This window comes from Novipirellula caenicola, assembly GCF_039545035.1.
Taxonomy (GTDB): domain Bacteria; phylum Planctomycetota; class Planctomycetia; order Pirellulales; family Pirellulaceae; genus Novipirellula; species Novipirellula caenicola.
Genome location: NZ_BAABRO010000004.1, coordinates 110,014 through 125,927, shown reverse-complemented (window position 1 = coordinate 125,927; position 15,914 = coordinate 110,014). Strand labels below are relative to the sequence as shown.

11 protein-coding genes and 1 riboswitch are annotated in these 15,914 nt (G+C 55.0%); of the genes, 9 read left to right on the top strand and 2 right to left on the bottom strand.

What is annotated here, in order from left to right; translation table 11 throughout:
• Window positions 1–162: 162 nt before the first annotated feature.
• Complete coding sequence (locus ABEA92_RS10225; protein ID WP_345683731.1) at window positions 163–2,061, bottom strand: tetratricopeptide repeat protein; 1,899 nt, start codon at window positions 2,059–2,061, stop codon at window positions 163–165.
• Between the two features lie 391 nt (window positions 2,062–2,452).
• Here ABEA92_RS10225 and lepB point away from each other — a divergent pair, with 391 nt between their 5' ends.
• From lepB to ABEA92_RS10205, 4 genes are all read left to right on the top strand, one after another.
• Entirely contained in the window at window positions 2,453–4,516 is a 2,064-nt protein-coding gene (gene lepB / locus ABEA92_RS10220; protein ID WP_345683730.1) for a signal peptidase I, read from the top strand.
• 45 nt (window positions 4,517–4,561) lie between these two features.
• The gene (gene lptB, locus ABEA92_RS10215) at window positions 4,562–5,443 is read left to right on the top strand and encodes an LPS export ABC transporter ATP-binding protein (protein ID WP_345683729.1); all 882 of its coding nucleotides are present in this window, start codon (window positions 4,562–4,564) and stop codon (window positions 5,441–5,443) included.
• A 44-nt stretch (window positions 5,444–5,487) separates the two neighbouring features.
• Window positions 5,488–7,533, top strand: a complete 2,046-nt coding sequence (locus tag ABEA92_RS10210) for a thioredoxin domain-containing protein (protein ID WP_345683728.1) — start codon at window positions 5,488–5,490, stop codon at window positions 7,531–7,533.
• Between the two features lie 543 nt (window positions 7,534–8,076).
• Window positions 8,077–8,922 (top strand): zinc ribbon domain-containing protein, encoded by an 846-nt coding sequence (locus ABEA92_RS10205; RefSeq protein ID WP_345683727.1) that lies wholly within the window; start codon window positions 8,077–8,079, stop codon window positions 8,920–8,922.
• Between the two features lie 144 nt (window positions 8,923–9,066).
• Here the strand turns inward: ABEA92_RS10205 and ABEA92_RS10200 are convergent, their stop codons facing one another.
• Entirely contained in the window at window positions 9,067–9,435 is a 369-nt protein-coding gene (locus ABEA92_RS10200; protein WP_345683726.1) for an Hpt domain-containing protein, read from the bottom strand.
• 409 nt (window positions 9,436–9,844) lie between these two features.
• Window positions 9,845–9,959, top strand: a riboswitch (cyclic di-GMP riboswitch).
• A 181-nt stretch (window positions 9,960–10,140) separates the two neighbouring features.
• Here ABEA92_RS10200 and ABEA92_RS10195 point away from each other — a divergent pair.
• From ABEA92_RS10195 to ABEA92_RS10175, 5 genes are all read left to right on the top strand, one after another.
• Complete coding sequence (locus ABEA92_RS10195) at window positions 10,141–10,326, top strand: Flp family type IVb pilin (protein ID WP_345683725.1); 186 nt, start codon at window positions 10,141–10,143, stop codon at window positions 10,324–10,326.
• Window positions 10,327–10,773: 447 nt separating this feature from the next.
• Complete coding sequence (locus ABEA92_RS10190; RefSeq protein ID WP_345683724.1) at window positions 10,774–11,331, top strand: A24 family peptidase; 558 nt, start codon at window positions 10,774–10,776, stop codon at window positions 11,329–11,331.
• 275 nt (window positions 11,332–11,606) lie between these two features.
• A complete protein-coding gene (gene cpaB, locus ABEA92_RS10185; RefSeq protein ID WP_345683723.1) occupies window positions 11,607–12,704 on the top strand; it encodes a Flp pilus assembly protein CpaB in 1,098 nt (365 codons plus the stop codon).
• A gap of 329 nt (window positions 12,705–13,033) precedes the next feature.
• The gene (locus ABEA92_RS10180; protein ID WP_345683722.1) at window positions 13,034–14,485 is read left to right on the top strand and encodes a type II and III secretion system protein family protein; all 1,452 of its coding nucleotides are present in this window, start codon (window positions 13,034–13,036) and stop codon (window positions 14,483–14,485) included.
• A 106-nt stretch (window positions 14,486–14,591) separates the two neighbouring features.
• Window positions 14,592–15,812, top strand: a complete 1,221-nt coding sequence (locus ABEA92_RS10175) for a nucleotide-binding protein (protein WP_345683721.1) — start codon at window positions 14,592–14,594, stop codon at window positions 15,810–15,812.
• The last annotated feature ends 102 nt before the right edge of the window (window positions 15,813–15,914 follow it).

Here is a 15,914-nt window from a genome sequence, read left to right as displayed (position 1 = left end):
GAATGTCCGCGAGATGACGGAACGTCAACGGACCGAGCGTCCGCCGCGAAAATACGATCGAATGTCCCCACCGCTTGTATGCGAGAAAGCGTGGGATTGGGGCATGCCGCTACGATCGAGACCGTTTGGTCGAGTTTTTATCCAGACGCTAAACCACGCCTGCTAAGGAGTCTCGGCTGCGAGTTTCGCTTCGAACTCGTTCAATTGGCGGATCATCGGGGGCGAATGCGGTGTCAAACGAACCGCTTTTCGCTGCGTTATTACCGCATTTTTGTAATCGCCCACCGCGAAATAGCATCGTGCGCAGGTATCGAGCAGCGCCGAATCGTTTGGCAGTAGCTCAATCGATTTTTGACTGAACCGGAGGGCTTGTTCGTAGTCACCCTTGGTGTTGCTAACCAGCCACGCATATTGATTCAAGGCCTGAGCCAGCTCGTAACCACGTGGTTGAAACCGAGCCTGCTGCTTCATCATCACCTCGATACTGGCAATCTCTTGTTTTGCGCGTTGAATGTTTTGGGTTAGCAACAAATCGACCGTCTCGCTCCAATTGGGATCGTTTTGATCGAGCCGGAACATCGAGATCAGGATATCAATATTTTCGGGTCTCAGCCGAAACGCTTTGACGAGCAGCGGTTTGGCCGCTTCGATATCTCCTTGCTTGACCTTTAGTAGCCCCGCGTGCCACTGGATATCGCTACGCATATCGTCATAAGAAAACCGCAATGCGTTCAACCGGTTTTTTAGCTGGTCATCGCTCTCGATTCGGTCGATCAGCGGCGTTAACAATTCCACCACATCGTGGTGTCGTTCCAAGTCGGCCAACATGCTGGCCAGCAGATCTCGGGCGCTGACCGACGGCGAAGCGTCCATTTCCAAATGGTCAATGATGGCGCGATATTCCCGTTCGGCCCATTCATACAGTCCACGTTTCTGCAATTCTTGAGCGATCTCGCGATGCGTTTGTGCGATTTCTTCGAGTTCGTTTGGCGAGATCGTTTCCCGTTCTTCCGCGTCGCTTGGAAAGGGTCGGATTTCCATCGCTTGGTCCGCGAGCAACTGTGCTTGCCCGTGATCCCCTTCGGCTTTGATTGCTTCCGCCGCAGAGTACAGCAGCATCGGCTGAGCATCGAACATTTGCCGGTGACGTTTCTGCAGTTCGATGACGATCGGGTGCAAGCCGTTTTCGATGGCCCAACGACATGCCTCGGTGAGATCCCGTGTGGTGGGCGGGATCAAATCAAGATTGGTTTTGGCAAGCGCGAGCGCGTCATCGAACTTGTCGCTTAACCATGCATGCCGGACACAGACGCGGACAAGTTCGAGGACGGAATCACGTGTGGTTTGTTGATTCGACGCGGTGTCCAATTGGCGTCGCTGCTCGCCGACAAGTTCGCTCCATCGCTCGGCATCGTAGCTGCCGTTTTGCAGATCGTCGGCGTACGCACTCAACCAAGTCGCTGCGGCTCGTTCGCTGTGGCCGAGTCCTTCGCGAATCTGCTGGGCCTCTTGTTTTCGTAGATCCGCCACATCAGACGAGTTTTGCTGCATGATCGCCAACGCCGCCACCCGGCTGAGGTCGAGCGAGGTTTCAAAGCGAGTCAGCCGAACCAACGCCCGCAGCCCGGCACGATCGGGCAATTCCGACAAACGGACAATCCGGCTGCGTCGTTCGTCGACGCTCTGTGCACCGTATTCATGCAGGATCTCTCGCACTTCGTCGGGATCGCTTGGCTTGGACCAACTGACCAACAAACTGCTGACCAAGTGACGGGCGGTCATCGCAATTTCGTTGTCGGGATGGTATTGCGCAATGTGCAATTCGTCGAACGCTTGTAATCCCAAACGGGCGAGCGCTTCGCGTGCTCGAACGCGGGTCGCGTAGGTTTCGCTGCCCAATTGTTCGATCAGCCGGTCGACCGCCGCGTGGCTGTTCTCGGTTTGGGAGGTTTGCGACGGATCGTCTCCCGATTCCCCCAAACTGACGCTGGGGGATAATGCAAGCAACACCAGCGATGTCAAAAAAACACCCAAATGGGGGCGAGCTGAGGTTGGGATCATGCAGAAACGCATGCGATTCTCCGGAAAACGATGACAAGCACGGCTTTAAGATTGCCTCGTTATTCTAGAGCAATTGGCGTTTTTGTGCATTGTGAAACCGCGCCACCCCGATCGGGACCGAAGGTTTTCCCGTTGCCAGCGAGCGGGTGGGCAGGTTGAGGCCAAGCGTTTTTCGAGTCAGCCAAGTGGCGAAAGTGGCGTTTCCGCCGGAAAGCCACAAAAAGGTTGGCTGTAAAATTCGAGCGGACTGCCAAGAAAGGTCGCCTGATCCGCGAATGAAATCGAAGTTCCGCAGCTCTCGTAAAACCGCTACTATGCCAAAGCCTGGCAATTTTCCACAATGATTGGGCCTGTTCCCGATTCCGTTGTGACTCTCTGTTGTAAATCATTGATGAAATCAAAAAGCAAGAAAGCCCCGTCTTCGGGAACCGAATCCGCCTCGGAAACCCCATCCGCTGCGAAGCCGGACACGCGTGATCCTGCGGAAATCCGCGCCGAATCGTTTCGTATGGCGGGCCAACGCGAAACGGTCGAAGCGTTTGTGGTCGCATTTATTTTGGCATTACTGTTTCGAGCGTTCTTGGCCGAAGCGTTCGTGATTCCGACCGGATCGATGGCTCCGACCTTGATGGGGGCCCATAAGGACCAAACCTGCGACCGCTGTGGGAATCTGTTCCAAGTCGGTGCTAGTTTAGAGCGTCGCGGAGCTTCGACCGACGAGGTCGTTGTGGCGGGGATTTGTCCAAATTGCCGGCACGTCAATCCGTTGGATTTGGCGGGCGAATCGGATGACGCCACGTTCAATGGCGACCGAATCTTGGTCAGCAAGTTTGCTTACACACTAAGCGAACCGGAGCGTTGGGATGTGATCGTTTTCAAATTTCCGGGAAACCCCAAGCAGAATTACATCAAACGCTTGGTCGGTTTGCCGGGCGAAACGCTGAGAATCCATCACGGCGATGTTTATCGACAACCCATTGCCGAACAAGATGGCAGTGACCAAATCATTCGCAAACCGGCCGACAAACTGTTGGCGATGAGTCAATTGGTTTATGACACCGCATTTCAATCTCCGGATCTGATCGCGGCAAACTATCCAAGCCGCTGGCAACCGTGGACCGACGGCGCGACATCACCGCCGACCGATTCGTGGCAGGTCAAACGGGACGCCGAAGGGTTGACTGCGTCGCTTCCCACCGAAGCGGCGGCTCGGCTGCATTGGCTTCGTTATTACCATCGTTGGCCCGATGAACAGCAATGGGATCGTGCGTCCAAGGGATTGTCGTTGTCGGACGTTGATCCCTATTCGAGTCGCCTGATCACCGACTTCTATGCCTACGGTTCCTACGTCACCGTCGATGCGGATTACGTGTATGACGAACGTCCCACGTTGTTGCCCACGCGGTCGGGCTGGTTTTCACGCATTGCACGGATGCTCAATGGCGGTTATTCGTCGGGCACGTTTAGCCCCTCTTACGAATCCGGCAAGGGACCCGAGCAGTTCGAAGGACGCGCGACGTATGGATCGGCCGATCTGTCTCGCGATGGCGTCCACTGGGTGGGCGATCTGATTCTCGAAACGGACGTGGAAACGTCGGCCGACAGCAAGGAGGTCGTTTTTGAGATCGTGGAAGCCGGCATTCCCTATCGCTGTACGATCGATCTGACGACCGGCGTTGCGGTGCTGAGCATTGGTGAGGATGACTCGCGTGCGTTCACCGCCATCGGCGAAAAACGCAATTTGCATCCCACCGCACAAACGGCATTCACGGCGGGTTCGCGGCACCGAGTGCGGTTCAGTAATTGCGATGACCAAATCGTGTTATGGGTGGATGATTCGGTGGTCGAATTTGACGCGCCCACGACCTATGATTCGCGTCAATTTCTGTCGGATGCCGAGAATCATCCCTACTACGTCAGCGCCGGAAAACCGCTTGACGCGGCACCGGTGGGCGTCGGGGTGCGTGGGGGAACCAGCACGGTTCATCAATTGCGTATCGAGCGTGACAAATATTATATCGCCACCAAGGCCTCCGATGCCGGCATGTATGACTATGAAATCGAAGAGCTGGGCGATCTGAGCAGCGGGCGTTTCAGTTTTCGCAATCAAGAATTGATGCGACGGTTGATGGCTGAGTTTCAACAGGTGATGGCTGACCCCGAGCAGTGGTCCGATTTCGAAGGTTGGCAGACGCGACGCAGTGTCAGTTTTCGTCTCGAAGAAGATCAGTTTTTCCCAATGGGCGACAACAGCCCCGAAAGTTTGGATGCCCGTTGTTGGGCTGGCACGAAGTTGCGTCCGGGGATGACCGCCGAAGCAGATGCATGGGCCCGCGCGGACTTTGTTCCTCGTGATTTGTTGGTGGGCAAGGCACTGTTGGTGTTTTGGCCGCATTCATGGAATCAACCGGTTCCCTTCACTCCGAATTTCCGACGCATGAAGTTGATCCGTTAGATTGACGTTCTCCGCACACCCTCCTTTCCTGAAAGCCGAAACAGCATGGATGCAATTTCCGAAGATCGACCGATTCTGCAGGCCGTCGATTTGCAGAAGACCTATGGGCGTCGCCGCGTCGTTGACGGCGTCAATCTGCACGTGGACAAGGCCGAAATTGTCGGACTGCTCGGTCCAAATGGGGCGGGGAAATCCACCAGTTTCCGTATGATTTGCGGCATGGTCCAGCCCGATCGCGGCAGCGTTTTTCTTGATGGCACCGACGTCACCGATTGGCCGATGTTCCGCCGGGCACGGGACGGCCATATGGGATATTTGCCTCAGGAACCCAGCGTCTTCAAAAAGCTTTCGGTCGAACAAAACATCTCGGCGCTGTTAGAATTGTTAGGGATGGATCGTGCGGCCCGAAAACATCGCACGCAACAATTGCTCGAAGAATTCAATATCACCCATATTCGCAAAAGCCGTGCTGCGGGGCTGAGCGGCGGAGAGCGACGCCGTTTGGAAATTGCGCGCTGCTTGGTTTCCGATCCCAAGATCGTGATGCTCGATGAACCGTTCGCGGGGATCGACCCGGTCACGGTCCAGTCGATTCAAAGTGTGATCAAGCAGCTGCGTGATAGCGGGATCAGCGTGCTGATTACCGATCACGCCGCACGCGAGATTCTCGGCACCGTCGATCGCTGTTATGTGATCTATCAAGGCCAAGTGTTGATCGACGGAAGCCCAGACGAAGTCAAAGAGCACCCCAAGGTGCGCGAAGAATATTTGGGGGATTTGGATGCCGCTGCGAAGAGTCCGCTGCAGCGGGCTGCAATGGCCGAGCAAACGGAAATGCCACTGGAACATCCGTCGGTGCCGCGTCCTCATTTTCGCCCCTCCGGCGAACGATCTCGCAAACCTTCCCGCTCTGTGACGGACGTTTAGTCAACGCGGAACGCTTTTCCACAACAAGCCTAGGGGCCTCACTCATGAACCGTCTTTCATCCTCATTGAGCCCCTACCTGCTACAGCACCAAAACAATCCGGTGGATTGGTATCCATGGGGTGAGGAAGCGTTCGAGAAGGCACGACAAGCGGATCTGCCCGTGTTCTTGTCGGTCGGTTACGCCGCGTGTCACTGGTGCCACGTGATGGAACACGAAAGTTTCGAGAACGCTGCGATCGCCGAATTCCTGAACAAATACTTTGTTTCGATCAAAGTGGATCGCGAGGAGCGTCCCGACATCGATCAAATCTATATGAATTCGGTTCAGCTGATGACCGGCCGCGGCGGTTGGCCGATGAGTGTGTTTCTGAACCACCAAAAACAACCTTTTTACGCCGGGACCTATTGGCCCCCATCGCCTCAGCGAGGCATGCCGGGGTTCGCGCAGATCCTCGATGCGTTGGCGGACGCCTGGCAAAACCGTCGCAGCGAAGTACAGCAGCATGCAGCCCAAGTCACGTCGTCGCTCGGACAATTGGCATTGGGAGTCAGCGAACCCGCAGCGACGATGCCCGGCGATGAAGTGATTCGCGACGCGACGAACCATTTGCTCAAAGTCCTCGATCGAGAACGTGGCGGTTTTGGATCGGCACCAAAATTTCCGCACGCTACCGATCTTGATTTGCTGCTGCGGCGAGGGCAAACCAAGGGCGACAAAACGCTGATCAACGCTGCCGAATTGACGCTCGATGCGATGGCCGCCGGTGGCATCCGTGACCACATTGGCGGTGGATTCGCACGTTACAGTGTTGATGCTCGATGGTTAGTGCCACACTTTGAAAAAATGTTGTACGACAATACGTTGCTCGCCGAAGTGTACGTTCGCGCGTTTCAAGTGACCGGACACGAGCGGCATGCGGATGTGGCCAAAGAGATCCTCGACTACCTTGCCCGCGAGATGTGCGATCCATCGGGTGGTTTTCACTGCAGCGAGGACGCTGATAGTGAAGGTGTCGAAGGCAAGTATTACGTGTGGACCGTTGCCGAAGTGATCTCGGTGTTGGGCAGTGAACGCGGTGGACGGTTTTGTCAGATTTACGACATCACGGAATCAGGCAATTTTGAAGGCAAAAATATTCCCAATCTGCCCAAGTCGATCGCGGATTGGGCAAGCGAACTGGGCGTGCCGGATTTAGCAGCGGAGTTGGCGATCGATCGTGATCGCTTGCGTGAACAGCGTAGCCAACGCGTCCGTCCCGGACGCGATGACAAGATCTTGGCAAGCTGGAATGCACTGGCGATTCGTGCCTTTGCGATCGCTGGTGGCGTGTTTGATCGTCCCGATTACATTGCAACCGCCGAGCGTTCGGCCACCTTCATGCTCGAAAAAATGACGTCCGAGAGCGGGCGTTTGTATCATGCTTTTCGCCAAGGCGATGCCCACCTCGATGCGTACGTCGACGATTATGCCTACACCGCCGAAGCCTTCGTGGCGTTATTCGAAGCGACAGGGCTAGCTCGCTGGGTTGGCCGGGCCAGCAAACTGGCTGATACGATATTAAAACACTTCGAAGACTCTGAAGTGGGCGGTTTCTTCTACACGGCTGATGATGCCGAGGCGTTGATTGCTCGTACCAAAGATTGGCATGACGGCAGTGTGGTTAGCGGAAATGCGTCAGCAACGATGGCCTTATTAGAGCTGTCACGCTTGACCGGGACCGATACCTATCGCGACGCCGCCGAGCGGACGCTTCAGTTGGCGGCACCGATTTTGAAAACGCAAGCCGCCGCCTGTGCCGCGTTATTGTCGTCGCTGGACCGGATGTTGCACGACCACCAGCAATGGGTGCTTGCGGTCCCGGATGGCGAGACCATGGCCGCTTGGCGGAAGCGTTTTCTCGGTCCCTATCGTCCGCATGCTACGTTGTCGTGGGTGATCGGCCAAGCTCCGGAATCGGGCCCAGTTGCTTCGCTGAATCAACACCGCGAAGTGATCGATGGAAAACCGACGCTCTATCGATGTCAGAATTTCAGCTGCGACCGCCCGCTGACCGGCGACGATGTTACAATAGCACTCCGCGGTGATTGACCACCCCATTTCGAATACAAAACGCTTGTTTTAGCATCGCCGTGGCCTTCACGGTGATGAAGTATTCCCCCACCTCCCGACGACTGCGTCGATGTTGCCGAGATCGTTTTCGAAACCGGCATGTCCCAGACTGCAGTTTTCCAAAGTAAAGGCGACATTGTGAACTGCGTCGTTCGTCCGATTTCGTATCCGTATCAAAGAGGCTGGATGGTGATCGGGCGGCACAACGCATACGTGGATCGATTGTCCACGCTCGGCCAACTCGCAACTGCTATCGCAATGGCTTGCGAGGTATACGGCTCGCTTCAATAAACTGGTCGCGCGATTTGATTGTCCAGCTAGGCTAAGCTTGGTTGGCTGTGTTGCAATGGCATGGCGATGATTTCGGACGGCCCAGTGCGTGCAAGATTGCTGGTTTTACACGGCATGCGGTTCTTGTGATTGCCCCTGTTTTAAGGCTCGCGTTTTCTCACCCCTGTCTTCCTGAGACGATACAATGGGACGCAGAATCAATCATGCGAATCCCGTTTCCTGCAGGTCATTATGAGTGCCGAAGTCATCACGGTTGTCTGTCGATGTGGGCAACGTTTCCGCGTCAAGTCGGCCGCCATTGGACGTCAAGTAAAATGTCCAAAATGTAAAACGGCTTGCGACGTGGTGGCGCCGCCCAAGACCGCCACGCCGCAAACGGATTCGGCCGCCGCCGACCCTGCAGAAATTCCGGTGGTCAAAGGAGACAAGCAGCTGCCACCGCGATGGCAAGGCGACGTGCCTGATTTCAGTGGATTGGCAGCGAAAAAAACACCTCCACCGTCGATTTCGACCGATCAAACGTCCGCGGCAAGTACTTCAGCCGATTCCTCTGCTGCCTTGCCAGAGATTGTCGTGTCCGAGGATTCGCCGGACGCCCGCGCGGCTTCGGAATCGAGCAAGGGGACGAGTAAGACGACTGCAGCAGCCGAAACCGAAGATGTCCCCGAGTTTGCTGCCGACGAATTGTCGGTTGAATCTGAGCAGAAAGCTGACCCGGTGACGCCAGCGGTGAATCCCTACACCGCAGCGCAGCCGATGACCAGCACTGCGGGGCCGTCATCGAGTTTGCCTCAGGAACGCAAGTACCCGATGTTAGAGCTGATTCGAAAGTTGTATTTCGCGTTAGCCTGGCTGATTCTCGGATTGGCGGTCCTCTACACGCTGGTCATTCCTGTGATTGCGATGACGCAGGAAGGCATGATGGGATTATTGACTGGTCTACTTACCGCTGTCCCAATTTTGATTGCCTCGGCGGTCTGGTCGGCAACGCTGTTGGCGGGATCCGAGGTGATCAAATTATTCTTGGATATTCAATCCAACACCTTGGCCACGGCCAACGCGGTGCAGTCGCGTTAGCCGCTTTTTGAGACGCCTTGTCCCGCACCGCTACCCAAATCAGGTGGAACGTGACACTGGCCCGCCGGCACGATTCCTATCGATTCAGTGCTGTCGCCCCGCTACTGGCGACACTCTGCTGTCGACACCGTACTGGCAACCTGGTTACATCGAGCGGGCGGTTTCGGCTTTAAGCCGGGACACGCGTTGGCACCAATCTTTGCCCAATTGATCGAGATGATCGATCTGCTGCTGGGTGACTTTGCCCGGCGAATCGGCGTCCTTTTCGACTTGGGCCGCCGCATTGATATCCTCGTCGCTGGCGACATAGCGAAAGCACGACTTGAGCGTATGCGCCGCGGTTCGCAACGTTCGCGAGTCGCCCGAGGCGGCTGCCGCTCGAATTCGCTCGATCAGCATCGGCACTTCTTCAAGAAACGCATCGCTGATCGCAATCAAGGTTTCTTTGTGATCGCCGGCATGTCCGCTCAGCTGAGCCCGCCAATCGTGTGATGGTGATTGTGATTCGTCCATTCCTGGGAATCTCCGCGAGAGTGATTCTGATATTCGCTTGATTGTGGGGAGGGATATCGACGGTGATGACATCGACTGGCAACCCGCGCCAAGGTCTATCTTAGCATTGATGGCGTTGCCCCACTGCATCCGCCGGATAACTCGCGTGACGCAGGGGTGAGTGGAAGGGGGGGAGCAACGAAACGCTCGATGAGGTCTCAAATCGGGGGGTGATTGGCCGCATATCCGTCACGATCGATTCATTTGGCAGTTTTATCCAATCGTTAGGGCTTCGGTGATCGGAGTTTTTTGACTCGGTCGAATCGTATCGTACTTTCAAAGTGTAAAGAGTGAGCGAATCAAAGTTGGTTCGCTGCCAGGATGAAGGTCTGCATGTGTGTGCAGGTCCTCAGATCTGGTCGGCCTTGCTCCGTGACAAAGGCAAACCGTTCGAGAGGGCGGGGCGCAAAACCACGGGTCCGTGAGTGATGCGGTGGATCGATATCCGATTCAATGTATTGCTTCAGGATTGCCAGGTTGCCACGGAAAATCGATTGCACGAGAGCTTGTGCTCTTGGCATTCGGTGCACCAAGGCACGTCAGACGAAAGTCGGAGACGAGGCTGCCCTTACGTTGAACGTGTTCACGTCGAATACGTTCGTATTTAAGCATCGTCGTGAGTCATCTGTTAACGATGATTCACATCTCACTCGCGAGGAGAGAGACATGAAGAATTTCGCTACCAGTATCGTAAACTTCCTGAAAGAAGAAGATGGCCCAACTGCAGTTGAGTACGCAGTTATGTTGGCTTTGATCATCGTCGTTTGTTTGGTTTCGGTCGGTTCGATCGGAACCGCTGCGAACACCAAGTTCGAAGCTGTTGGTACCGCCATCTCGGGCGGTGGATCCTAGTCGATCGCCGAATTCGTTCGGCTAAATCATATTCGTCGCACTGCCCGGCACAGATCGCATGTTCGCGGTCTGTGCTGGCTGCGTCGATTTTTGCTTGATGAAATTCAGCGAGTTGCGAAACGCTTTCGCAACCATTTCAAAGGGCCACGTCTCCTAAAGTCTACGCCCAAACCACATTTTTTCGTTCGCTACCCCGACCCTTTCGGGAGGCTTAATTTTACCGATGAACTACCCACTGATTCCCGCCGATGCGGCTGCGTATGCCTGGCAGCTTTCTTGTTGTCTGGTCACGCTTCTGTTCGCGATGTTTAGTTGGTTGATTGGCCCTCGCTAACGAAACAACTGCTTTGCAAACGAACGTGGGACGAGGCCGCAAAGATGCCGTCACCCGCGTTCCACGCGGCCGAAAAAAAGCTTACTTACAATACACTTTACGGGGATAGACTCATGGATACTTTGTTTCACTCAGTCGTTGACCACTGGATCGTCTGGTTTGTTACGATCGTACTTGTTGTTGCTGCCGTCATCGACGGTGCCATTTTGAAGGTGCCAAATTGGTTGACCTTTCCCTTCATCATCAGCGGTTGGGTCTACTGGACCATCTCGGCTGGTTTCGGAGGATTGGGTTACAGCTTGCTAGGAACCTTCGTCGGCATGATGCTGCTGCTCGTGCTCCGCAATGTTGGTGGAATGGGAGCCGGAGACGTCAAACTGCTCGCCGGTGTGGGCGCATGGCTTGGTACGGTCAATACATTGTGGGCGTTTGCCTACACCGCGATCGTGGGTGGGGTGATGGCCGCCATCATGATCATGGCGAGTGGCAATTGGTTCAAACACTACGCAATGGCTCGGCAGATCCTCGAAGAGTGGAAAACTGTGCGAACTCCTGCGAAGCTTGCCGAGATCGCTCGCGAGCGAAAACCCACCATGAAGTTGTTGCCTTACGGAATCCCAATGGCAATCGGTTCGATCGCTTACTTCGCGATCGCTGGTTTGTTGGTCTAAGACATTCAATGCTAGCTAGATCGAGGAGGGGGCGCAGTTTGTGCTCCCTCCTTTTTTGCGCTCGCCCCGTTTGAAACCGGCTGAATGTCATCGTGGGCAATTTGCGTTGACTTTGCTGAATCTAGTGGTCGTAGCATCCCCCTGGTATCGGTTGCAGCGATCGCTCTTGCAAAACCGAAAACCCATGTGAGTCGGAACATACGGACTAAGCCGGATTCGACCCTTGTAAATGTTCTGCCAAACGACAGCTCCTATTCAGGCACGTCTGATTAGCCATGCGAAATAAATCACTCATTCTGCTTCTAGCTTGCGTTTGCGGTACGATTGCAGCGGTTGGCATTAGCCAATGGATGCAGGCTCGCGGCACAACAAGCGAAGCCGCACCGACCGTCGATATTTTTGTCGCTGCCAAAGCAATCGACCTTGGCGAGCAGATCACGGGCGACAAAATTCGGCTCGAGCCATGGCCCGCCGATCGCATCCCCGAAGGCTCGGTGGGCGACCTGGGGTTGTTGGACGGCAAGTTCGCTCGTCAGAAATTTTATGCTGGCGAACCCGTCATGCCGGTCAAGTTGATGGACACCAACACCGCGACTGCTCCTAAGGGTTACAGCGTGGTAGCAATGCGGGCCGACGCCGAAAACAGCATCTCGAATTTGGTTCAACCCGGTGACCGGGTGAACGTGATGGCGTTCTTTACCAAAAGTGAGTTGATTCCTCGCACCATGACCAAGACGGTTTTGACCGGGGTTCGTGTGTTTGCGATTGATGGCAATACCGAACGTCTCGAAGGGGACGCAAAACCCACCACGGCACGCACGATTCAATTGTCCATTCGCAGCGACGACGTCGACGCGTGGACTTATGCCAACGAACTAGGGAAGATTCGTTTAAGTCTTGGCAACCCAGGCGACTACGAAGAGCCTGCAACCGAAGAGGGCCCGAGTCCCGCCGCCAGCTCGTTCCTGAAATGGCTAGCCGACTACCAAACCGCACAAGACCGTCGCCGTGAAGAGATGCGTCAACCGGTGGCAACGCCCGTGGCTGCTTCCGCCGCCGCAGCGGCCCCAACCGCCGTAGCCGCGGAACCGAAAAAACGCAAAGAGGGATTCAAGATGCTCAAGATGGTCGAAGGCCGCATGATTGAGTACTGGATCGCTCCGAATGAAGTGCCCGTCGTGCTCAGTGATACTGGGCCAACCGGTGGCAACGGACAAGAGACGACCGACGCGGACGCGGATCTGCAAGAAGAATCGTCTCACAGCGACGCAAACGCTCCCGCCGGTCCGGGTGACTACAGTCATCTCAACGGAGCCGACAGCCCGTTCTTTCAGCCACCGGGTGATCGTGGCAACTCGGCTTCGGATTACTAGTACTATGATTGCGAGAACTCGTTGCATCGAGGGTGTCGATCCACCTGAAACCAAGCGACTTCTCGTCAAGCGTGTTTTAAAAAACTCTTTACCAGAGAACTTGTTACTTATTACTGCCTGAATTGATTGTCCAAAGCACAGATGCTTTTTCAAATCATAGTTGGCTTCGCCAATCACCAGGCCTTCGCAAGGATGCTTTCGCGATGGAAATGAACTGTTGGACAACCAAGTCCACCGCATCTCTGATGCTGATGATGGGTCTTGTGTTAACTAGCCCTTGGTCTGTTGTAAAAGCAGACGGACCGGTTCAGTTGACATCGAACCAGTCGATGGCATCCCATAGTATTTCTCAGACGGTAGAACGGTTTGAGATGCTGGTCAAAAGCAGTCGCATTTTGACATTGGAAGATCGCATTCCTAAATTCCAAGTGCATAACGAGGAAGTGATTGGAGCGACTCCGGTTTCGCAAAATCAAATTCAGATCTTCGCGAAGGTTCCCGGGACGACTCAATTGAATCTCTGGGACACGAACGACAAACTTTACACGGTCGACGTGACAGTGCTTGCGGATGCTCGCGAGGTCGAAGGGATTCTCAGTTCGCAGCTGCCGTTTGCATCGTTGAAGGTCATGCCGATCAACGACAGTGCCATCATTTCCGGGACGGTGACCAGCGTCGATGACGTGGACCGTGCCGTCGCGATTGTCGAACAGTTCTATTCGACCGTCGTCAACAACATCAAGGTGGTCGGCGTCCAGCAAGTGCTGCTACACACCAAGATTATGGAGATTTCACGCACCAAGTTCCGTGATTTGGGGATCGATTTGGCGATCCTTGATTCAGGCAACTTGTTCGTCAACGCTCCCGGTGGATTGATCAACGCATCATCCAGCACGATTTCAAGCGGTGTGGTTCAGGCAGCGGATCAAGCCAACGCAAGCGTATTGACGGGAGACTTCAGTGCTCTGATCAAAGCACTCCGCCAAGACGATTTGGTGAAATTGTTGGCCGAACCCACGGTGGTCGCCACTCACGGACGCCCCGCACGTTTCATCGTTGGTGGTAAAGTGCCTTACATTGTTCCATCGGGCAACGGAGCGGTATCGGTTCGCTATGAAGAGTATGGCACCTCGGTTGACTTCTTGCCTTTCGTGGTCGGCCCCGGCCGAATTCGTTTGGAAGTTCGCCCCGAGGTAAGCGAAGTCGACTCGTCGCGTTCGATCATCAATGAATCGACTCAGGTGTTCGCGTTCACTCATCGTTATGTTGAAACCGCGGTGGAATTGCAGGCAGGACAGACGTTTGCGTTGGCCGGTTTGTTGCAAACACGTACCGAGGCGACTCGCCGCTCGACTCCGTTCTTTGGCGAACTGCCTTACATCGGAACGTTCTTTCGCCGGATCAGCGAACGTCGCAACGACATCGAATTGCTAGTGACCGTGACTCCGGAAGTGGTTGCCGCGATGGATCCGTGTGAAGCACCGATCAGCGGACCCGGTTTGAATTCGGATTCCCCCAACGACAAAGAGTTCTACCTACGAGGATTCTTGGAAGTGCCGAACATGAAGGGGAACAATTGCGGCGAGGAAATCAACGCTTGCAACGATGTTCAGGGCTTCAGCATCGATCCATCGTACGGTGGACAGGTCCTCGGTGGAAATTCGCACCAATTTGACCAAGAGATCCTGCGTCACCCAGGTGTGCCCGAAGGTGCGGTCGTCCCCGGATCGACCCCAACGGTCATCGGTGATGGGGTGACCGTGATGTCGCCCGAAAATTAAGACGACGCCAACGCGGCGGTCGCGTTAGACCGCCGCGAAATCGATCAGCGACTTTTCCGTCGCGGTCCGTGATTCAGAGAGAATTCGTGTCAGTGGATAGGCCGTTATGAGTAATGTTTTAAGAATAGCCCTTGTTGATCCAAATGATGCATCCCGAAATCAGCTCAAAGGGATGCTCGTGGGGATGGATACGGTGTGGCTTGAGGCAGATTGCTCTCGCTATGAATTCTATCCCGATGTCGTTGAACAAACCAATCCCGATGCGGGAGTGATCGCGCTTGACGCCAATCCCGACAAAGCGATTGAATTGATTCAGCGGCTTTCGACTTCGGCGCCCGAGACGTCGTTGTTGGCCGTCAGCGAAAGCACCGATGGGCATTTGATCCTGCGGACGATCCGCGCCGGTGCAAAAGAGTTTCTGACGCTGCCGCTAACCAAAGAAGAACTCAGCAGTACGCTGGACCGCATCAGCCAGCAAAAGTTCGGCGCCAACGAAGGCGGCAGTCGGCCTTGCGAAGTCATCGCCGTGGCCGGAGCCACCGGTGGTGTCGGAACCACAAGCGCCGCGGTGAATCTCGGCTGCGTGTTAGCAGCGGATCCGCAAAACAGTGTCGCATTGGTCGATCTCGATCTCGCTCTGGGGGATGCCGACGTCTTTTTGGATTCGATCCCCGATTACACCTTGGCCGACGTCGTCCAGAACATTGCTCGCTTGGATATTCAGCTGCTCAAGCGATCGTTGACAAAACATAGCAGCGGATTGTACCTGTTGCCGCGGCCGGTGGAACTTCACGACACCGAGTCGATCAATGGCGACAGCATTCGCAAAGTGATTGGGCTCTTGAAGGCATCGTTCACTCACCTCGTGCTTGATCTCTCGAAAACGTACAGCCAAGTGGACATTGCCGCGATGCAGTGTGCCAGCCGAATCATTCTTGTCACTCAGCTCGACTTGCCCTGTTTGCGGAACGTCGTTCGTTTGATGATGAGTTTCGAAGAGATGGATAATTTGCAAGACAAGGTGGAAATTATCGTCAATCGCGCGGGATTGGACTCGGGACAAATCAGTCTGAAGAAGGCCAAGGAGACGCTCGGACGCGAGATTTTCGCGTTGTTGCCGAACGACTATCGTACGATGGTCGAAGTCCGTAACAACGGCGTTCCGCTGATTATCCAGGCGCCCAAGGCTGCGATCACTCAGTCGATCCGAGATCTCGCAGCAAAGCTGGACAGCAAAACCCATGCTCCGGCCGAAGAAAAAGAGGCGGCCGAAAAACCGGTGACCAACAAGTGGAAGAAATTCTGGCCCGGCGCAGCCAAGGCCTAACTTTCGACGTGGTCACTCAAAGCCCCAACGCCATCTACTTTGGCGAGAATCAAGTGTCTTTGTAGCGGAGCGCTACAAAAAGTAGATGGCATTGGCGGACGC